Genomic DNA, 19,758 nt, shown 5'->3' on the forward strand with positions numbered 1-19,758 from the left:
ATGTGACCCTGACCCGCGTGACGCTCCCGAACACCACCCCGTACGACGCCGACCGCGCCGTCTTCTCCCGCGAGGCCCTGGCCCGTCTCGTCCTCTCCTCCTCGGCCATCGATGCCGCCGGCTGCGCGATGGGCCTGGTGAGCACGCGCAACGACATGGACACCGGACCCGGCGGGCGGGCGAGCCAGGCGGCCGGGCTGGTGAAGGCCGCGGACGGGGTGCTGACCCGGGCCGTGGCCTACGAACGGGAGCGGGGCGCCACCTGGGAGCAGATCGCCCATTACCTGGAGATCGACCCGGCCGAGGCGGAGGCCCGCTTCGCTCCGGCGCTCGCCCGCTGGAACGAGGCGTTCGACGTCCCGTACCGCCTCGACGACACCGGCCGTAAACGCGTCCCCCAACTCCCCACGGCGGCCTACGACCCCGAGTTCGCCGTCCGTCAACTGGACCTCTGGGCGGGCCTGCACGTCACCCGCGACGATCGGCGGGCCGTGAGCGAGGGCCTCCCGGGGTACACCCCGCCGGACGACGCGGACGGGTATGCGAGTGCCGGGGGCCCCGACGACCTGTGGGGCCGTGTCCGGCCCGACGCCGTACGCCCGCTCGTCGAACTCCTCAACCACTACGCCACCAGCAACCACTCCTCCGTCGAGGACATCGACTGGGCCGCCATCGCCGCCGCCCTGGAGCCGACGGACGACGAGGGCGAGGAAGGCGGCGAGGGCCATTGGCCTCCGGTCGCCGCCTACAGCCTCGCCCTCTCCGGTCCGATCCACAGCGTGCGCGTCGATCTCCTCCGCTCGTCGCGCGGGAGCGGCGTGATCGTCACCGTCACGGGCGCCGACTCCGCGGATCTGCGCATCCGCGTCGACACCCTCCTGACGGCCTTCGCGCTCCCGCACCCGCAGTGAACGCGCGCCGCACCCGGTACGGAACATCTCCGCCCCCGCCACCCCTGCCCGCCCCATCCGCAGGGTGCTGCCCCCGGCCCCCGCTACGGGGTTTGTCGCTCGGCGACAACGGGGGATGAGGTGCGGCCCTCGGGGATGGGACGGGTAGGGGCGACGGGGACGGAGGTTCGTTTGGAACGAACGTTCGTCGCGCCGGGCGGGGCGCTCAGGGGAGGGAGTTCTTGGGGCCGTAGAGGGCCGTGGGGGCGCCCGTCATCAGGGCCCAGTAGCGGTCGCCGTAGGACCAGTGCCACCACTCGGTGGGGTAGTTGACCAGGCCGGCCGTGGTGAGGGCGGCGCCCAGGGTGCGGCGGTTGCGGCGGGCCGTGTCGGAGAGGTTCGGCGCGTCCGTGTAGCAGGCGTTGTCGCTCTCCTCGGGGCTCGCGTCGAGTCGCGTCCCCATGTCCAGTTCCTCCCCGGACGCCGTGCACAGGGTGAGGTCGATCGCCGCCCCGGCGACATGCGGGCCGATCTCCGGTGGGGAGAGGGAACGGCTGGTCTGGGTCCGCAGGTGCTCCTCGGACCAGTCGGGGTTCGCCTCCCGCAACTCGGCGGCGTACCGCTCGAAGTAGTGGATCTGCAGCGACAGCGGACGGTACCCCTCGGTCACCAGGAAGCGCAGCCCGTCCGGCAGCAGCCGGGCGGCACGTGCCAATCGCCAGGCGACACCCTCGCGGATGTGCGCGAAGGCACCCTCCGGGTCGGCCTGCCGGGAGTCGATCACCACGAACGGCAACTCCCGCAGATCCACGAGCGGTTCACCGCATTCCCGCACCGGGATGCGCGCGACCTCGGGGTCGCTCATGAGGATGATCGGAGGCATCGGTCGTCTTCCACAGGGTGCGGCGGTGGCGATGGGGTGCGTGGCAGCGCCCCGGGGAGGGACCTGATCCCCTGATGTCCCTCCCCGGGGGCTTCCCCCCTTGAGTGGCGGTCTGTGGCCCGGCACCGGGCGTTCGCCCTGTCCGTCCTGCTGTTCCGATCCCACTGTTGTCACGTTCCCACCGGTCCGTCCCCCGTGCGCTCCGGTGGGTCGACCGGCCGGGCGGTGGTCGCCCGGCCGATCCGTTGTTCCCCCGAGAACCACGAGAATGCCGCACTCCGCTGGAAGTTCTCTGCAAGTCCGCAGCAAACCGTTTCCAGCCTCTGTTGGCGGCCGGGATTGCGTAGCCGCGTACGCGATTCCACGGACCCCGCGCCGGACCTCGCCCGTGGATCATGTTCGGTGATCCGGGACAAGGGTTCCGCGACAGGCGGAATGGCGAAAGGGGTGCCGGTGGCCCGTCGTACCAGCACCTCCTGCCTCGGCCTGGCAGTCAAGGGCAATCTGCTGCTGAACGTCTGGGTCGTCGTCGGCTGTCTCCTGGCGCTGCCGGTCGCCGATGCCCACCTGCTGACCGGCACGGACACCCCGCTGCGGCCGCAGACCTTCGAGCGGTACGCCGTCCTGTACGGCCTCCCCGCCGCGGGCGCCGGCGGTCAGCGGAGCCACCGGGCTCGCCGCGCTCCTGTGCCGTCGGGCCGTCCTGTGGTGGGACAACGGCGGCTTCGACCAGGGCTGGCGCTGCCCCGCTCCCGGCGAGATCTGGCACGCGCGCGTCCCGTACCGGGAGACCCAGGGAGGGAAGGAACGCTACTGCGTGGTGCTGAGCACCCGTCTCCGCCATGCGGAGGTCCTCAAGATCACCAGCCAGAACAAGGACAGCCGCTCCGACCACATCCGCATCCCGAACGACGGCTGGGACCTCACCTCCGGCAAGCCCCACTGGGTCGAGATCGGCCTGCCGCCGCTGATCGTGCCCTACGCGGACTTCACCGATCTCCGGCCCAAGGGCCGCTGTCCCAGGCCCACTTGGCGACAGCTCCGCTCCCGCCGCCCCCGAGCCGCCGGGGGGCGACTCACGCCCGCGGCCATGGTTCGAGCCGTTCTCGGGCCTCGCAGGTCGTGAACACCGCCATCGCCTCCGCGCGGAGCGCGGCGGCACCCTCGGCGTCGTCGAGGGCGGCCCGTACGGCGGAGAGGACGCGCAGGGCGCGGGCGCGGGGGAGCGGCAGGGCGAGGACGCCCCAGAGCGCGGCGGAGGCGGTCAGCAGCCGGTCCGCGTCCGCCAACCGGCCCTCGGCGAACGCGCACTCGCCCAGCGTCCACAACGTCAGCGCCTCCCCGAAGCGGTCCTCGTGCACCCGGCACACATCGAGGACCTCCCGCAGCTCCGCCTCCGCCTCCCGCGTACGGCCCAGCCGCATCCGCGCCTTGGCCCGCGCCCGCAGCGCGTACGCCGCCATGTGCGGGTCGCCGATCTCCCGCAGGATCTCCAGCGCTTCCTCGGCCAGGCGCGCGGCCTCCTCGTAGGCGCCGAGCGAGCGGTGCACCATGCTGAGCGTGCGCAGCGCCAGCGCCTCTCCGCGCCGGCTGCCGAGCCTCCGGTATGCGGCGAGGGATTCGTCGAGGAGCGGGAACGCGCCCTCCTGGTCGCCGAGTTCAAGCCGTACGGAGCCGCCGTAGCGGCAGGCGACGCCGATGCCGGTGTCGTCGCCGACCGCCCGGAAGCCCTTGGCGGCGTCCGCCAACGCCCGCTCCGCGTCGCGGAGTTCGCCCACCTCGCGGCAGGCGCTGCCCAGTCCGGCGAGCGCGGCGCTGCGGCCGCGTACATCGCCGAGTTCGGTGCAGATGCGTTCGGCCGTGCGGAAGTACTCCTGGGACTCGGCTATGCGGTCCTGTTCGTAGCGGAGTTGGCCGAGGCCGATGATCAGCAGGGCCTCGCCGGAACGGTCCTCCGCGCGGCGGGCGGCCGCCAGCGCGGCGTCGTGGCTGCGCCACCAGGCGTCGAAGCGGTTCTTGATGGCGAAGGAGGAGGAGCAGAGCGCTGCCGCTGCCTCGCAGGCCAGGGTGTGGAGGCCCATGGCTGCGGCCCGTTCCACGGCGGCGGTGAGGGTGTCGGCCTCTGTGTCGAACCAGGCGAAGGGGTCTTGCAGGGCTCGGTTTGTTGTTCGGGCGCCTACTGGGGAGGGTTGTTGGGTTTGTTCGCGGCGGTCGGTTGTGTGTGGCTGGTCGCGCCCACGCGGCGGAGCCGCATATGTATCAGCCCCGCGCCCCTTATGGGGCGCCACCCCCTCGTTGTAAGTGGAGCCCTCCCTATGGGCCTTGTCGAAGCCGTGGCGGAGGATCACCACTCCTGATGGGGCTTCTTCCGTCACCCGGTCCATCAGCCACAAACCGGCCGCCAATGCCCGGCCCACCGCTGCCGTGCGGTCGATGGCCGGGTCCTCCCTCTCCGCGCGTTCTGCGGCGTAGACGCGTACGAGGTCGTGGAGGCGGTAACGGGGCTGGCCGACCTGGTCGGTGCCGGGGCAGTCGATGAGCTGGGCGTCGAGGAGGCGTTCGAGGGTCTCCTCGGCCTCGTCCTCCGTGGTGTCGGCGAGTGCGGCCACCGTCCATACGGCGACGTCGGCGGAGCCGAGCGTGGCGATACGGCGCAGTACGCGGCGGGCCGAGGGGTCGAGGGCCCGGTAGCTGAGGCCGAGGCCCGCCCGGACCTCCAGGTCGCCCACGGCCAGCTCGTCGAGGCGGCGGTGTTCGTCGGCGAGGCGCTCGGCGAGCACGCTGGGCGTCCAGTGCCGTCGGGTGGCGAGGCGGGCGCCCGCGATCCGCAGGGCCAGCGGCAGCCCGCCGCACAGCTCGACGATGCGCCGGGCGGCGGTCTCCTCGCGGGGGTCGTCCGGGGTCCGTTCCGGGCCGGTGACCCTGGTCAGCAGCTCCAGGCCCCGCTCCTCGTCCAGCACGTCGAGGTCGGTGCGCCGGGCCCCGACCAGACCGCCGAGCCGGGCCCGTGACGTCACCAGCACCCCGCAGGTCGCGCTGCCGGGCAGCAGGGGCCGCACCTGGGCCTCGCCGCCCGCGTCGTCCAGGACCAGCAGAATCCGCCGCCCGGCGACCAGGCTCCGGAACAGATCGCCGCGCTCGGCCGTGTCCTCCGGCGGGTCCGCGCCGAGCGCCCGCAGCAGCCGGCCCAGCACCTCGGCGGGCGGTACGGGCTCGCTGAAGCCGTGGAGTTCGGCGTAGAGCTGGCCGTCGGGATACTCGGCGGCCACCCGGTGCGCGGCCTGCACGGCGAGCGCCGACTTCCCGACCCCGGCGGTGCCCGAGACCACCACGACGGGCATCGCCTCCCGCTCGCCGGTCAACCCGGCGACGACGGACCCCAGTTCCTCCTCACGCCCGGTGAAGTCCCCGATGGCGGGCGGGAGGAGGGAGACGGTACGGGGAGCGGCCACGGCCGTACGGGTCTTGTCGGTGGGTGCGGTGGTGGCGGGCGCGGCGGTGACGGCCAGCAGGGCGGGGTCGGCGCGCAGGATGGCCTCGTATAGGCGGTTCAGCTCGGGGCCGGGGTCGAGGCCCAGTTCCTCGGCGAGGACGGTCCGGCCCTCCGCGTACACGGCCAGCGCGTCCGCCTGGCGTCCCCACCGGTAGAGCCCCAGCATCAGCTGGCCGCGCAGCCGTTCCCGGGTCGGATGCTCGTCGACCAGCGCGGTCAGCTCGGTGACCAGCTCCGCCTCCCGCCCACCGGCCTCCAACTCGGCGGCGATACGTTCCTCCAGAGCGGCCTGCCGGGCCTCCTCCAGCCGTACGGTCTCGCTCCTCAGTGCCTCCCCGACACCGCCGAGCGCCGGACCGCGCCACAGGGCCAGCGCCGTACGCAGCAGCCGGGCGGCGGCGTCGTGGTCCCCGGCCGCGGCGGCCCGCCGGCCCTCGGCCGTGCGTGACTCGAACTCGTCCAGGTCCACCCGCGCGACCCCGGGCCGCAGCCGGTACCCCGGTGGGCGGGTCTCGATCGCGTCCGCCGCCTCGTGGGGCAGGGCTCGCCGCAGCGCCGACACATACGTCTGTACGAGGGCCCGCGCGGTGTCCGGTGGCTCGTCGCCCCAGATGACGTCCACCAGCGCGTCGGCGGGCACCACCTGCCCGGCTCTGAGCAGCAGCACGGCCAGCAGCGCGCGCGGCTTGGGCCCGCCGAGCCGCACGGGTCTGCCGGCGTGCCATGCCTCGACCGGGCCGAGCAGTCGGAATTCCAGCTCCACGGGACCCATCTTCCGTGCCTTCGGTCCGCTGGGACAGCGGATGCTCACGCAACGTTCGACGCTCCTGCACGCCGAGTGGTTTCCCAGGACGGGTGATGCGCCGGAGAGTCGTCGGAAAGCGGGGGAACCGGTGGGCATCCTAGGGGCGTTACGCGGGGATTCGGGTGTCTCCCGTGAGGTATTCGTGAGAATTCGGTGTGGTCGTCCGGCTGGCCCTCCGGGGGCGGCGGCCGGGGCACCGGCAGGGGGCTGACCGGGCGTGTCGCCGCGCACCGCAGGGCAACGGTATTGACCCAAGGGACAATTGATGCGACGTCAGCCAGGTCCTTAGCGTGTTTCCCATACATGGCCGCCGGAGGCGAACCCGGGGCCGAAACACGCACCCTCAACTCCGCCTGGAACGTGAGCCATTGGCCATGACTGCGGCCTTGTTCCGCCCCCGCTCGACGAGCGACAGACTCCTGCCGAGTCTAGGCACAGAAGGTCACCAATGAGATGCGAAGCGTGAAATTCGGCGGGTGCGGGGAGCACCGTGGAGGTAGGTGGAGAAGGCTCGGGGGACGAAGGTCGGCGCGGGGCGCCGAAGAGGCGGAGGAAGCGGTGGAGAAAGTGCGGCAGGAGGGCGTCACGAGGGCCGGAATCGCGGTGGCGGCCCCGCGGTGAGCGGTAACGGAAACACGAAGGGGCCGGCGATCGGCACCTACGCGGTCGACACCCGCACCGGCAAGGTCGGCCGTGTCATGGGGCACGTCGGACCGTATGTCCAGCTGAGACCGGTCGGCGGGGGGAGGGAGTGGGACTGCGCCCCCGAGGCACTGCGGCCGGCGACGACCATAGAGCGGCTGCGCGCGGCGACGGCGTACGAGAACGCCCGCAGCCGGGGGGAGGTCCCTTGAAGGCGTCCGGAACACCGCATGTGTGACCGGGCGGGCGTCGCCGTAGGCGAGAATGGCTCCCATGAGCCTGTTCCGCGACGACGGCATCGTGCTGCGCACCCAGAAGCTGGGTGAAGCGGACCGCATCATCACCCTGCTCACTCGTGGTCACGGCCGGGTACGGGCCGTGGCCCGGGGGGTGCGGCGGACCAAGTCGAAGTTCGGGGCCCGGCTCGAACCCTTCTCCCATGTGGACGTGCAGTTCTTCGCGCGCGGTGGCGAACTGGTCGGGCGGGGCCTGCCGCTGTGCACCCAGAGCGAGACCATCGCCCCGTACGGCGGCGGCATCGTCAGCGACTACGCCCGCTACACCGCCGGGACGGCCATGCTGGAGACGGCCGAGCGGTTCACGGACCACGAGGGCGAGCCCGCGGTGCAGCAGTATCTGCTGCTCGTCGGCGGGCTGCGCACCCTCGCGCGCGGCGAGCACGCCCCGCATCTCGTCCTCGACGCCTTCCTGCTCCGCTCCCTCGCCGTCAACGGCTACGCCCCCAGCTTCGGCGACTGCGCCAAGTGCGGTCTGCCCGGACCGAACCGCTTCTTCTCGGTCGCGGCCGGCGGCTCGATCTGCGTGGACTGCCGGGTGCCCGGCAGCGTCGTACCCTCTGCGCAGGCCCTGGAACTCCTCGGCGCGCTGCTGACGGGGGACTGGGAGACCGCGGACGCGTGCGAGCCGCGGTATGTCAGGGAGGGGAGCGGACTGGTCTCCGCGTACCTCCACTGGCATCTGGAGCGCGGGCTGCGCTCCCTTCGGTACGTGGAAAAGTCCTAGCAAACGCGGGCAAACGCGAGGAGACGAGAAGCTCATGGTGGTACGCGGGATTCTGGGGCGCCAGCGCCGCGAGTACAGGACGCCGACGCCGCACCCGTCCGGCGCCCGCCCGCCCAAGCTCCCCGGCGAGCTGGTCCCCGAGCATGTGGCCATCGTCATGGACGGCAACGGCCGCTGGGCCAAGGAGCGCGGGCTGCCCCGCACCGAGGGCCACAAGGTCGGCGCCGAGCGCGTCCTCGACGTCCTCCAGGGCGGCGTCGAGATCGGCGTCCGCAACATCTCCCTGTACGCCTTCTCCACCGAGAACTGGAAGCGCTCGCCCGACGAGGTCCGCTTCCTGATGAACTTCAACCGCGACTTCATCCGCAAGACCCGCGACGTGCTCGACGAACTCGGCATCCGGGTCCGCTGGGTGGGCCGGATGCCCAAGCTGTGGAAGTCGGTCGCCAAGGAACTCCAGGTCGCCCAGGAGCAGACCAAGGGCAACGACCTGCTCACCCTCTACTTCTGCATGAACTACGGCGGCCGAGCCGAGATCGCCGACGCCGCGCAGGCCATGGCCGAGGACGTGAAGGCGGGGCGTCTCGACCCGTCGAAGGTCAACGAGAAGACCCTCCAGAAATACATGTACTACCCGGACATGCCGGACGTGGACCTCTTCCTGCGCCCCAGCGGCGAGCAGCGCACCTCCAACTATCTGATCTGGCAGAGCGCCTACGCCGAGATGGTCTTCCAGGACGTGCTGTGGCCGGACTTCGACCGCCGCGATCTGTGGCGGGCGTGCGTCGAGTTCGCCTCCCGCGACCGCCGCTTCGGCGGAGCCATCCCCAATGAGGAACTCCTGGCCATGAAGGGTGACACTCCGGACCAGCAGGCCATCTCGTAGCCGCCACTCGAACAAGGCGTCCGGCCAGGCAACTTGGCCTTGGGGTCACGACTTAGGATCATGAGCGATCGTTCCACTCAACGGGGGTTCGCTTGTTCACGTTCGTGATTCCTGCACACAACGAAGAGACCACGGTCGCCACGATGGTCGGCCAGGCCCTCGCGGCCGCACAGCCCGGCGACCGGGTGCTGGTGGTGGACAGCGCGTCCACCGACGACACCGCCCGCCGGGCCCGCGAGGCCGGCGCGGAGGTGCTGGAGGGCCCGCTCGGCAAGGGCGCGGCCATGGAGTTCGCCGTGTCGACGGTGGACACCGAGTGGACGTGCTTCCTCGACTCCGACCTCACCTCGACGGAGCGCAACATCCCCGCGAGGCTGCGGGAGATGGCCGCCGAGGGCACGGCCGACCATGTGCTGGGCGACTTCGAGTACGCGTACCCCGGCGCCATACTGGCGACCACGTTCACCCTCTACGAGCCTCTGACGGATCGATTCTTCCCGGAGGTCGGCGGCCACGGCGCGAACTCCCTCACGGGCTTCCGCGCCCTTCGCACCCGCTATCTGCGCACCCCGCTGCCGCCGGACTTCGGCGTCGAGGCGTTCCTCAACATCTCCGTAGCCCTCGCGGGAGGCAAGGCCGATGTCGTCCACCTCGGCGTCATAGACAGCCAGTACAGCTACCACGGCCGAGCGATGCCGACCGCGATAGGCCGCAGAATCCTCGACATGGCAGAGGCCCACGGCCGCCTCGCCGCGTCGGACCGCCCGCACTGGGACGAGTGGCTGGAGAGGGGAGTCGACGCGGTGGCCCCGAACACGGTCGACCACGGCCGCTCAGCAGTACTGGCGAGACTGTTCACGGCGATACGCCGCCCGATGCCGAGCAGCAGCGAATTCAGCCCGTCCGGCGTTTGAGGACGAGGCCGCAGGCCGATGGGGGGTCTGGGGGCGCAGCCCCCAGGTGGCCCGCACGAACCCCGAGTGCCGAACAACCGCCGGGCACCCTACGCCCCGCCGGCACACTCCGCGCACGTGCCGAAGATCTCCACCGTGTGGGCCACATTGACGTACCCGTGCTCTTCGGCGATGGCGTCGGCCCACTTCTCCACCGCCGGCCCCTCGACCTCGACGGCCTTGCCGCAGACCCGGCAGACGAGGTGATGGTGGTGCTCCCCGGTGGAGCACCGCCGGTACACCGACTCGCCGTCCGACGTCCTCAGGACATCGACCTCACCGGCGTCCGCGAGGGACTGCAACGTGCGGTACACGGTGGTCAGCCCGACGGAGTCACCCCGGTGCTTGAGCATGTCGTGGAGATCCTGCGCGCTGCGGAACTCGTCGACCTCGTCGAGGGCGGCGGCCACGGCCGCCCGCTGCCGGGTGGAACGACCTCGCACAGGTCCTGCGGTCGTCACCGTTGCCTCCTCAGATCGCGGTCTTGCCGGGCCATTGTGCCAGCCCGCCCGGACCCCGTTCAGACGCCGGCCCCGTCGGAGGACCCCCGACTGGCCGGAACCCTCTCCTCCGCCGCGCCCGCCCCAGCCTTGGTGATCACACACTCCGCCGGGTCCCCGTTCGCCGCCTCCAGGGCCCTCGCCCGCCTCCTGGCCAGCGGTGTCGCCAACGCCGTGAGCAGCATGAACGCGGCGATGGCGAGCAGCACGATCGTCGCGCCGGGCGGTACGTCCTGGTAGTACGAGGTGATCGTGCCGCCGATGGTGACGGAGACCCCGATGGCCACGGCGATCGCGAAGGTCGCCGCGAAACCGCGGGTCAGCTGCTGTGCGGCGGCCACCGGCACCACCATCAGCGCGGAGACCAGCAGCAGTCCGACGACGCGCATGGCGACCGTCACCGTGACGGCCGCCGTGACCGCCGTGAGCAGGTTGAGCGCCCGCACCGGCAGCCCGGTGACCCGCGCGAACTCCTCGTCCTGGCTGACCGCGAACAGCTGCCGGCGCAGCGCCAGTGTCATGAGGATCACGAACGCGGCCAGGACGCAGATCGCGGTGATGTCCTCCTGCGACACGGTCGACAGGGAGCCGAAGAGGAACGACATCAGGTTGGCGTTGGTGCCGCCGGGCGCGAGGTTGATGAGCATCACACCGCCAGCCATACCGCCGTAGAAGAGCATGGCGAGCGCGATGTCGCCGCGCGTCCTGCCGTACCAGCGGATCAGCTCCATCAGGACCGCGCCGAGGACGGAGACCAGCGTGGCCATCCACACCGGCGACCAGGAGAGCATGAAACCGAGGCCGACCCCGGTCATGGCGACATGCCCGATGCCGTCGCCCATGAGGGCCTGGCGGCGCTGGACGAGGTAGATGCCGATCGAGGGGGCGGTGATGCCGACGAGCACGGCGGCGAGCAGGGCCCGCTGCATGAAGGCGTAGTCGAGGAATTCCATGGTCGTGTGCCTTCGTCTTCTCAGCTCAGCAGGCCCGTACGGACGGGCTCGGCGCCCGGTGCCGCGTGCGGGTGGACATGGTCGTGGCCGGGCAGGGCGTGCTGGCCGACGGCCTTCGGGGGCGGGCCGTCGTGGGTGACGCAGCCGTCGCGGAGGACGACCGCGCGGTCGATCAGCGGCTCCAGCGGGCCCAGTTCATGCAGGACCAGCAGCACCGTCGTACCGCGCTCCACCTGGCCCCGGAGGGTCTCGGCGAGCACTTCCTGGCTGGCCAGGTCGACGCCCGCCATCGGCTCGTCCATGATCAGCAGTTCGGGCTCGGAGGCGAGGGCGCGGGCGATGAGGACGCGCTGGTGCTGGCCGCCGGAGAGGGCGTTCACCGAGTCCTTGGCGCGATCGGTCAGACCGACGAGGGCGATGGCCCGGCGGATCGCCTCGTGGTCGGCCTTGCGCAGGATGCCGAGCCGGGTCCGGGAGAGCCGGCCGGAGGCGACGACCTCGGTGACCGTCGCGGGCACACCGCCCGCGGCCGTCGTCCGCTGCGGTACGTAGCCCACGCGCCGCCAGTCGCGGAAACGGCGCCGCTCGGTGCCGAACAGTTCGATCTCCCCGGCGCTCACCGGCACCTGGCCGATCACCGTGCGGACGGCCGTGGACTTGCCGGAGCCGTTGGCGCCGAGCAGCGCGACGACCTCACCGCGGCGCACGGTGAGGTCGATGCCGCGCAGGACGGTGCGCGAGCCCAGTTCGGCGCGGACCCCGCGCAACGAGATGACGGGCTCGGTCATGCCTGCTTCCTCCGGATGGACACGTTCATCGGCAAGGTCATGTGGCTCCCAGGGCCTGCTGGAGCGCCTTGAGGTTGGCTTCCTGGACCGAGAAGTAGTCCTTGCCGCGGGACTTCTCGGTGATGCCCTCGATCGGGTCGAGGACATCGGTCTTGAGGCCCGCGTCGGCGGCGATGGTCTTCGCGGTCTTGTCGCTGACGAGTGTCTCGTAGAACACCGTGGTCACACCGTCGGCCCTGGCCATCTTCTCAAGTTCCTTGACCCGCGCGGCACTCGGCTCGGACTCGGGGTCGAGACCGGAGATGGCCTCCTCGGTGAGGCCGTACCGCTCGGCGAGATAGCCGAACGCGGCGTGTGTGGTGATGAACACCTTGGTCTTGGTGTTCTTCAGCCCGTTGACAAACTGGTCGTTCAGCGCGCCGAGCTTCTCCACCAGCGCCTCGGTGTTCGTCTTGTACGTGGAGGCGTGGTCCGGGTCGGCCTTCTCCAGGGCGGCGCCCACACCCTTGGCGACCTCGGCGTACTTCACGGGGTCGAGCCAGATGTGCGGGTCCTTGCCGCCCTCTTCCTCGCCGTGCTCGTCGTCGTGCTCCTCGGCGTGGCCGCCGACCTCGTTGCCGTGCTCCTCCAGGGAGGTCAGCGTGGCGGCGTCGATCTTCGTCTTGATCTCGGACTGGTCGACGGCGTCGTCGACGGAGGGCTGGAGACCCTTGAGGTAGAGGACCGCGTCCGACTCCTGGAGCTGCGCGGTCTGCTTGGCGCTGATCTCCAGGTCGTGCGGCTCCTGGCCGGGTTCGGTGAGACTGGTGACGTTGACGTGCTTGCCGCCGATCTGCTCGGCGAGGAAGGCCATCGGGTAGAACGACGCGACGACGTCGAACTTGTCCGTGTTGCCCGCCGCGGCGCTGTCGCTGGAGCAGGCCGAGAGGGTGGTGAGGGCGAGTGCGGTGGCCGCGGTCGCCGCCGCGGGTATCAGGAGTCGTCGTCGTACTACGTTCATGACAGTCATTTTCATATTTTCTGGAAACGATTGTCAACAAGCCTGTTGGTAAGCCCTGGGTAAGGCGTTTGTCCGCCTCTGGCCGGTCTCCGTACGCATACCGATTTGATTGGAGGGGAGCCCGCGCCGGTAACCTGAAGCATTCGCTCTGAAGCGCATCCGCTTCCCCCAGAGCGCACCGCTTCGTCGCCCGTCGTCGTAATGAAGAGAGCACCGTGGCCGCCGACAAGATCGACACCATCGTCAGCCTGAGCAAGCGCCGTGGCTTCGTATTCCCCTGCAGCGAGATCTACGGCGGCCAGCGCGCCGCCTGGGACTACGGACCGCTGGGTGTCGAGCTCAAGGAGAACCTCAAGCGCCAGTGGTGGCGCTACATGGTGACGTCGCGCGAGGACGTGGTCGGTATCGACTCGTCCGTCATCCTGGCCTCCGAGGTCTGGGTCGCCTCCGGCCACGTCGCCACCTTCTCCGACCCGCTCACCGAGTGCACCTCCTGCCACAAGCGGTTCCGCGCGGACCACCTGGAGGAGGCCTACGAGGCGAAGAAGGGCCGCCTCCCGGAGAACGGCCTCGCGGACATCAACTGCCCCAACTGCGGCACCAAGGGCCAGTTCACCGAGCCCAAGCAGTTCTCGGGCCTCCTGTCCACCCACCTCGGCCCCACCCAGGACACCGGCTCCATCGCCTATCTGCGCCCCGAGACCGCCCAGGGCATCTTCACCAACTTCGCCCAGGTGCAGACCGCTTCGCGCAAGAAGCCCCCGTTCGGCATCGCCCAGATGGGCAAGTCCTTCCGCAACGAGATCACGCCCGGCAACTTCATCTTCCGCACCCGCGAGTTCGAGCAGATGGAGATGGAGTTCTTCGTCAAGCCGGGCGAGGACGAGAAGTGGCAGGAGTACTGGATGCAGGAGCGGTGGAACTGGTACACCGGCCTGGGCCTGCGCGAAGAGAACATGCGCTGGTACGAGCACCCGCAGGAGAAGCTCTCCCACTACTCCAAGCGCACCGCCGACATCGAGTACCGCTTCCAGTTCGGCGGCAGCGAGTGGGGCGAGCTGGAGGGCGTCGCCAACCGCACCGACTACGACCTCACCGCGCACTCCAAGGCCTCCGGCCAGGACCTGGTCTTCTTCGACCAGGAGGCCGGTGAGAAGTACACCCCGTACGTCATCGAGCCCGCCGCCGGTGTCGGCCGCACCATGCTCGCCTTCCTCCTCGACGCCTACACCGAGGACGAGGCGCCCAACGCCAAGGGCAAGCTGGAGAAGCGGACGGTGCTGCGGCTCGACCACCGGATCGCTCCGGTGAAGGCCGCGGTTCTTCCGCTGTCGCGCAACGCCGAGCTGTCGCCGAAGGCGAAGGGGCTCGCCGCGGCGCTGCGTCAGCACTGGAACATCGAGTTCGACGACGCCGGGGCGATCGGGCGGCGTTACCGCCGTCAGGACGAGATCGGTACGCCGTACTGCGTGACGGTGGACTTCGACACGCTGGACGACAATGCGGTTACTGTTCGTGAGCGGGACTCGATGAAGCAGGAACGCGTGTCGCTGGACCAGATCGAGGGGTACCTTGCTGGGCGGCTTGTGGGCGCCTGAGCGTCTGCCTGGTTTGTGTGATTGAGCGGCTGCGGGTTTGTTCGTGGCTGGTCGCGCAGTTCCCCGCGCCCCTTACGGGGCCGGGGGACTCGGCGTTTACAGGTCCACGTATATGTCCACGTCTATATGTCCACGTCGGCGAAGAGGGCCGCGTGGTCCGACGCCTGGTTGGTTTTTGATGTGACCGTGTCGAACGACGGGAACGTCCTCGGGGCCCATATGCCTCGGCGTTCCACGGCCACTGCCTGGACCCTCTCCCACAGCTCGGGGCTGAACAGGAGGTAGTCCAGCTTCTGTTCGTCCCGTTTGCCGGTGCCGTGGGTGCCCGGGGTGCCGTCGTAGGTGTCGTGGGTCATGGCCTCGCGGAGGCCGGTGTCGAGGAGGAGCTTGACGGGGGGACTGGCGAGGGTGTCGTTGAGGTCACCGGCGACGATGACGCGGGGCGAGCGCCGGCGGGCGGCCTCGTAGATCTCCCCCACCCGCTTGGCCTGGGCCTTGCGGCGTTTGTCGTTCTCGGCGGCGTTGCCGAAGCCCTTGCTCTTGAAGTGGTTGCCGAGTATCCACAGGGGCTCGCCGCCGACCTCGATCTCGAACTCGGGGCAGTCCCGGCTGAACACCCGCGTCCCCGACTCGCCTGGATCGAAGATGTGCGACCGGACCGAGGCGACCGGGAAGCGGCTGAGGATGCCGACGTCTATGCCCCGGTTGTCGTTGCCGTCGACGAGCAGGTTGTACGGGTACGGCTCGCGGCCCATGGCCCCGCCCAGCACCTGGGTGTTGAAGCGGTCCAGGGTGAGCCGGTCCTCGACCTCGACGGTGAGGACGATGTCCGCGTTCACCTCGGCGATCACCCGGGCGGTGTTCGCCACGGCCTCCCAGCCGAGGTCCTCACGGGTCATCTCGGCCCAACCCGCCCACGTGGAGCGCCCGTTGGCGACGACCTTGATGGCGGGGCCGCCCGCTGAGCCCAGCGTGTAGAGCTTGGCGCCGCCGCGGGGCTGGTTGACGGAGAAGGGACGGTCGTCCGACTCCGCGTCGTGCGCGTCGTGCTTCACGATCAACTCGGCGATCCGGGCCTTGTCGTCCGCGTCGTAGCCCTCCTTGTCGAGGAGGCCGACCAGTTCGTTGAAGTCGTCAAGGATCTCCTCGCGCTTCTCGGAGTCGTCGAGCCGGAACACGCTCGGTCGACGGAAGAGGTTCTCGGCGTTGAAGGTGGCGATCCGTAGGGTCATGAGCCCTCCTGAGGGCCGGGCGCCCGCTGCCGGGCGCGTGCGTGACTGTGCGCCGACAACTCGAATTCTCCGAGAGGGGATGAAGGGTGTCCAACGGAGCGCCGAGGGAACATCCGCCGTTCCCGGAAATTTCTTCCACGACCCACCAATCCGCCCATCCCGTGGCTCCGAAGGACAGGGCAGACGGCCCGCAGGGGGCGGGCCGTGTGTCTTTCACGGGGGTACACCATGCGTAAGCAGGCAGTGATCGGCGTCATCACGATGGCGGTGGCGATCGGAACGGTCGGGGCGGTCGGTGCGGGGGCGTTCGGCGGATCGTCGGCGCCGTCCGGGGTGGGGGCCGGGTCCGATTCCTCCGGTGCCGGGACCGGCATCGAGGCGAAGGGCGGCGTTCTGGGGCGCGGAACCCAGGTCTCCGGCAACCTCAAGGCCATCGGTCTCACCGCCGACCAGCGGCTCGTCCTCTTCCGCGTCGACAAGCCCGGCGCCGCCGCACCGCTCGGCAAGGTCAGCGGCCTCAAGGGCGACACCAGGCTGGTCGGCATCGACTACCGCGTCCAGAACAACAAGCTCTACGGTGTCGGCGACAAGGGCGGCATCTACACCCTGCGCGAAGTGGGCGCCAAGGCCACCAAGGTCTCGCAACTCACGGTCGCCCTCCAGGGCACCTCGTACGGCGTCGACTTCAACCCGGCGGCCAACCGCCTCCGGGTGATCAGCGACACCGGGCAGAACCTCCGCCACAACCTCGACGACCCCGCCGACGCCCCGGCCGCCGGCACCACAGCCGTCGACGGCACCCTGACCAACCCTCCGGTCCCGCCCGCCACCACCGGCGCCACCGCCCAGGGCGTCACGGGCGCCGCCTACACCAACAACGACCTCGTCCCCACCACGGCCACCACCCTCTTCGACCTCGACACGACCCAGGACCAGACCTCGATCCAGTCCCCGGCCAACGCCGGCAACCTCGCCCCTACCGGCAAACTCGGCCTCGACGCCCCCTCGAACTCCGGCCTCGACATCTACACCTCCACCAGGACCGGCGCGAACACCGCCTACGCGGTCACCGGCTCCCGGGTACTCGCCCTCGACCTGCTGACGGGCAAGGCGACGCTCACGGGGACCTTCAAGAAGGGCCGCCAGGTGGTGGACCTGGCGCTGCCGCTGCGGCAGGGGTGAGGCGGCGGGGAGGTGGCGCATGGAAGGGCCGCCTCCCCGCTCGGATCAGGGGCGGCGGAACACCTCGGTAGGTCGCCACGGCCGCTCGGGGGCGGGTGGCAGGGCGGTGAAGCGTGGGAGGGGTACACGCTCCGCCGCACCCCGGGAGTCCACGTCCTCCGAGGCCGTGGCGTGGTCGTCGGCCACACCGCTCGGGACCCACTGGTGGCCGTCCCACTCCAGCATTCCGCGGGGGGCGTCCGGGGCGACGTGCCCGCCCCGCTCGGGGCCATCGCCGAGGGGAACGGCCTTGCGGTCCCCAGGGGCGGGCCGGCGGCCCTCACGGCGTGCGGCCCACTCGTTCAACGGCTCGTCGTCCACGGGCTGTCCCTCCCCTGCGTCGTCTGCCGATGCCAGTCTGCCCGTGCCCGTGCCGCCGACGAAACCGTTGCCGGTCAGAGGGTGATGGTCCAGCCGCCTCGGGTCAGGTTGGTCGTACCGTCCGGAGCGATGGTCACCCGGGCCCCGTGAACGGGCAGTTCGCCGTGCTCGATCCACCGCCACCGGATCTCGTCGAGCAGGGCGTAGAGGCGGCGCGGACCGCCTTGGTGGACGGTCGTGGTACGGGTGCCGGGGCTGGTGGTGGCGCGGGCCCACGAGCCGTCGGCGTGGAGTATCCAGGCCAACCGGCCGCCGTCGTCGTCCGTGCCGGTGCGGTGCTCGATGCCGGGTGCGGTGAGGGTGAGCGTCGACCACACCTCCCAGGCACGCATGACGTCGAGCACCGGGAACGGGGATGCGGTGACCTCGTCGCCGTCGCCGTCGCGGACCTCTGTACAAGTCGTTGAGCGCCGCCGTCCTCCTGTTTGTCGGCGGTCAGGATCAGCCGCCCATGGGTGAGCATGGTGCCTGAGGGAGCCGTAGTCGGATCGCCGGTCCTCGTGGCTCTTGTCGACCCATGCCTGGAACGGGTGGGCGGTGGTCTCGACACCGCGCAGATCGGCGAGGTCATCCGGGGTGAGGCGTCGGGTGTCGACGGCTTTGAGCCGGCCGTCCTTGATGAGAATCGGGGACGCCACGGGCTTGCAGACGATCGGGCCGGGGACGGCGGCGGCGAACTTCCGCACAACCTCGGGCCGGTTCGGTGGACGCGACATCACCCGTGCCGTCGAGCGGTGACGGATTTCAGATAACAGATAACAGCTGACAGATAACAGGTGACAGCTGACAGATATTGAAATCTGTCAGCTGTCATGCCATCGTGGACCCATGACCATCCAAACCCTCCCCCTCGGCACCACCGGCCCCCACGTCTCCGCTCTCGGTCTCGGCTGTATGGGTATGTCCGCGTTGTACGGCGAAGCCGATCGGGCGGAGTCCGTCGCGACGATCCATGCGGCGCTCGAAGCCGGGGTGACTCTGCTCGACACCGGTGACTTCTATGGCATGGGGCACAACGAGTTGCTGATCGGTGAGGCGCTGCGGGCGGCGCCGGTCGCGCGGCGGGAGCAGGCGTTGGTCAGCGTCAAGTTCGGGGCGTTGCGTAGCCCGGACGGGCAGTGGCTCGGGTATGACGGGCGCCCCGAGGCGGTGAAGAACTTCGTGGCGTACTCGCTGCAGCGGCTCGGTACGGATCACATCGATGTCTATCGGATCGCTCGGGTCGACCCGGATGTGCCGATCGAGGAGACGGTCGGTGCGATCGCGGAGTTGGTGGAGCGGGGCTACGTACGGCATATCGGGCTGAGTGAGGTGGGGGCGGAGACGGTTCGGCGGGCCGCCGCCACCGCGCCCATCGTGGATCTTCAGATCGAGTATTCGCTCATCTCGCGCGGGATCGAGGACGAGATCCTGCCGACCGTCCGTGAGCTGGGTATCGCGATCACCGCGTACGGGGTGCTCTCGCGCGGGCTGATCTCCGGGCATTTCACCCGTGATCGGGAGTTGGGGGCGGGTGACTTCCGGTCCTTCTCGCCCCGTTTCCAGGGCGACAACCTTCAGCACAACCTGGATCTGGTCGAGCGGCTGCGGAAGATCGCCGAGGAGAAGGGGGCCTCGGTCGCGCAGATCGCCATCGCCTGGGTGCTGGCGCAGGCGGCCCGCCAGGGCGCGGCCGTCGTGCCGCTCATCGGTGCCCGCCGCCGCGACCGGCTCGCGGAGGCACTCGGCGCGCTGGACGTGACGCTGGACGCGGACGACCTGGCGGCCATCGAGGAGGCCGTCCCGGCCGGCGCGGCGGCGGGCGACCGCTACCCGGCGGCACAGATGGCACACCTCGACAGTGAGCGCTGATCCTTTCTCCCGGTACGGTTCCCCCCATGGCAGCGACCTCCGAGACCCTGACCGCCGAGCGCATCCTCGTAGCGACCGAGGAGGTGCTGCGTCGCCACGGCCCGGCCAAGGCCACCGTGGTCGACGTGGCCCGCGCGCTCGGCGTCAGCCATGGCAGTGTCTACCGCCACTTCCGTACGAAGGCGGCGCTGCGGGAGGCGGTGACCAAGCGGTGGCTGGACCGTACGACGGGCATGCTCCTCGACATCACCACGCTGCGGGAGGAGACCCCTCCGACGATGCTGCGGCACTGGCTGGGCGCCCTGTTCACCGCCAAGCGGCACAAGGCGGGTGACGACCCCGAGCTGTTCGCCACCTACCAGGTGCTCCTGGGCGAGGCCAGCACGGTCGTCGACGGGCATATCGCCGACCTCGTCGGCCAGTTGGTCTTCATCCTCGAACGCGGCATCCGCGAGGGCGACTTCCGCGCCATCGACCTCGCCACTGTCGACGATGTCGCCCTCGCCGTCTTCCACGCCACCGCCCGCTTCCACGACCCCCGCTACGCCCCCGAGTGGCGGCGCCCCGACATCGAGGCCCAGTTCACGGCGGTCGTGGACCTGGTGATCCGAGGGCTGGAAGCTCCGCGTCCCTGGCCGGCGACGTAGTCCTTTGGCTGG

19 protein-coding genes are annotated in these 19,758 nt (G+C 70.4%); 10 read left to right on the forward strand and 9 right to left on the reverse strand.

Going from position 1 to position 19,758, the window contains the following annotated elements; genetic code table 11:
* Nucleotides 1-17: 17 nt before the first annotated feature.
* Entirely contained in the window at nt 18-911 is an 894-nt protein-coding gene (locus tag ACWD4G_RS38720) for a hypothetical protein (RefSeq protein ID WP_451302138.1), read from the forward strand.
* Between the two features lie 205 nt (nt 912-1,116).
* Here the strand turns inward: ACWD4G_RS38720 and ACWD4G_RS38725 are convergent, their stop codons facing one another.
* On the reverse strand, nt 1,117-1,773 hold the full coding sequence (locus ACWD4G_RS38725; RefSeq protein WP_451302140.1) for a M15 family metallopeptidase: 657 nt from the start codon (nt 1,771-1,773) through the stop codon (nt 1,117-1,119).
* A gap of 760 nt (nt 1,774-2,533) precedes the next feature.
* Here ACWD4G_RS38725 and ACWD4G_RS38730 point away from each other — a divergent pair.
* Nucleotides 2,534-2,899, forward strand: coding sequence for a hypothetical protein (locus ACWD4G_RS38730; RefSeq protein WP_451302222.1), 366 nt, complete (start codon nt 2,534-2,536; stop codon nt 2,897-2,899).
* Here ACWD4G_RS38730 and ACWD4G_RS38735 read toward each other — a convergent pair.
* Nucleotides 2,850-6,029 carry an AfsR/SARP family transcriptional regulator gene (locus ACWD4G_RS38735; protein WP_451302142.1) on the reverse strand — a complete coding sequence of 1,060 codons (3,180 nt, stop codon included), beginning with the start codon at nt 6,027-6,029 and terminating at the stop codon, nt 2,850-2,852. The genes ACWD4G_RS38730 and ACWD4G_RS38735 overlap by 50 nt on opposite strands.
* A gap of 659 nt (nt 6,030-6,688) precedes the next feature.
* On the opposite strand from ACWD4G_RS38735, the gene ACWD4G_RS38740 reads away from it, so the two are divergent.
* The 4 genes from ACWD4G_RS38740 (at nt 6,689) to ACWD4G_RS38755 (ending at nt 9,536) form a co-directional block, all read left to right on the forward strand.
* On the forward strand, nt 6,689-6,925 hold the full coding sequence (locus tag ACWD4G_RS38740; RefSeq protein ID WP_451302144.1) for a hypothetical protein: 237 nt from the start codon (nt 6,689-6,691) through the stop codon (nt 6,923-6,925).
* Nucleotides 6,926-6,986: 61 nt separating this feature from the next.
* Entirely contained in the window at nt 6,987-7,736 is a 750-nt protein-coding gene (recO, locus tag ACWD4G_RS38745; RefSeq protein ID WP_451302146.1) for a DNA repair protein RecO, read from the forward strand.
* 34 nt (nt 7,737-7,770) lie between these two features.
* A complete protein-coding gene (locus tag ACWD4G_RS38750; RefSeq protein WP_451302148.1) occupies nt 7,771-8,622 on the forward strand; it encodes an isoprenyl transferase in 852 nt (283 codons plus the stop codon).
* A gap of 92 nt (nt 8,623-8,714) precedes the next feature.
* Entirely contained in the window at nt 8,715-9,536 is an 822-nt protein-coding gene (locus ACWD4G_RS38755; protein ID WP_451302150.1) for a glycosyltransferase family 2 protein, read from the forward strand.
* An 89-nt stretch (nt 9,537-9,625) separates the two neighbouring features.
* Here the strand turns inward: ACWD4G_RS38755 and ACWD4G_RS38760 are convergent, their stop codons facing one another.
* Genes ACWD4G_RS38760 through ACWD4G_RS38775 form a run of 4 tightly spaced genes read right to left on the reverse strand, consistent with a single transcriptional unit; the run spans nt 9,626 to nt 12,816 of the window.
* Nucleotides 9,626-10,036, reverse strand: a complete 411-nt coding sequence (locus tag ACWD4G_RS38760; RefSeq protein ID WP_451302151.1) for a Fur family transcriptional regulator — start codon at nt 10,034-10,036, stop codon at nt 9,626-9,628.
* 59 nt (nt 10,037-10,095) lie between these two features.
* Nucleotides 10,096-11,028: a metal ABC transporter permease gene (locus ACWD4G_RS38765; protein WP_451302153.1), complete on the reverse strand. Its 933-nt coding sequence runs from the start codon at nt 11,026-11,028 to the stop codon at nt 10,096-10,098.
* A 20-nt stretch (nt 11,029-11,048) separates the two neighbouring features.
* A complete protein-coding gene (locus ACWD4G_RS38770) occupies nt 11,049-11,816 on the reverse strand; it encodes a metal ABC transporter ATP-binding protein (RefSeq protein ID WP_451302155.1) in 768 nt (255 codons plus the stop codon).
* 37 nt (nt 11,817-11,853) lie between these two features.
* Nucleotides 11,854-12,816 carry a metal ABC transporter substrate-binding protein gene (locus ACWD4G_RS38775; protein WP_451302157.1) on the reverse strand — a complete coding sequence of 321 codons (963 nt, stop codon included), beginning with the start codon at nt 12,814-12,816 and terminating at the stop codon, nt 11,854-11,856.
* A 215-nt stretch (nt 12,817-13,031) separates the two neighbouring features.
* Here ACWD4G_RS38775 and ACWD4G_RS38780 point away from each other — a divergent pair, with 215 nt between their 5' ends.
* Nucleotides 13,032-14,414, forward strand: coding sequence for a glycine--tRNA ligase (locus ACWD4G_RS38780; RefSeq protein WP_451302159.1), 1,383 nt, complete (start codon nt 13,032-13,034; stop codon nt 14,412-14,414).
* Between the two features lie 122 nt (nt 14,415-14,536).
* On the opposite strand, the gene ACWD4G_RS38785 is transcribed toward ACWD4G_RS38780, so the two are convergent.
* On the reverse strand, nt 14,537-15,646 hold the full coding sequence (locus ACWD4G_RS38785; protein ID WP_451302161.1) for an endonuclease/exonuclease/phosphatase family protein: 1,110 nt from the start codon (nt 15,644-15,646) through the stop codon (nt 14,537-14,539).
* A gap of 228 nt (nt 15,647-15,874) precedes the next feature.
* Here ACWD4G_RS38785 and ACWD4G_RS38790 point away from each other — a divergent pair, with 228 nt between their 5' ends.
* Entirely contained in the window at nt 15,875-16,828 is a 954-nt protein-coding gene (locus tag ACWD4G_RS38790; protein ID WP_451302163.1) for a DUF4394 domain-containing protein, read from the forward strand.
* Between the two features lie 45 nt (nt 16,829-16,873).
* On the opposite strand, the gene ACWD4G_RS38795 is transcribed toward ACWD4G_RS38790, so the two are convergent.
* Both ACWD4G_RS38795 and ACWD4G_RS38800 read right to left on the reverse strand, forming a co-directional pair.
* Nucleotides 16,874-17,188 carry a DUF6087 family protein gene (locus tag ACWD4G_RS38795; protein WP_451302165.1) on the reverse strand — a complete coding sequence of 105 codons (315 nt, stop codon included), beginning with the start codon at nt 17,186-17,188 and terminating at the stop codon, nt 16,874-16,876.
* Between the two features lie 74 nt (nt 17,189-17,262).
* On the reverse strand, nt 17,263-17,964 hold the full coding sequence (locus tag ACWD4G_RS38800) for a hypothetical protein (RefSeq protein WP_451302167.1): 702 nt from the start codon (nt 17,962-17,964) through the stop codon (nt 17,263-17,265).
* A gap of 112 nt (nt 17,965-18,076) precedes the next feature.
* On the opposite strand from ACWD4G_RS38800, the gene ACWD4G_RS38805 reads away from it, so the two are divergent.
* A complete protein-coding gene (locus tag ACWD4G_RS38805) occupies nt 18,077-19,099 on the forward strand; it encodes an aldo/keto reductase (protein ID WP_451302169.1) in 1,023 nt (340 codons plus the stop codon).
* Between the two features lie 26 nt (nt 19,100-19,125).
* Nucleotides 19,126-19,746, forward strand: a complete 621-nt coding sequence (locus ACWD4G_RS38810) for a TetR family transcriptional regulator (RefSeq protein ID WP_451302171.1) — start codon at nt 19,126-19,128, stop codon at nt 19,744-19,746.
* Nucleotides 19,747-19,758 lie beyond the last annotated feature (12 nt).

The sequence above is a fragment of the Streptomyces sp. NPDC002643 genome (assembly GCF_053592555.1).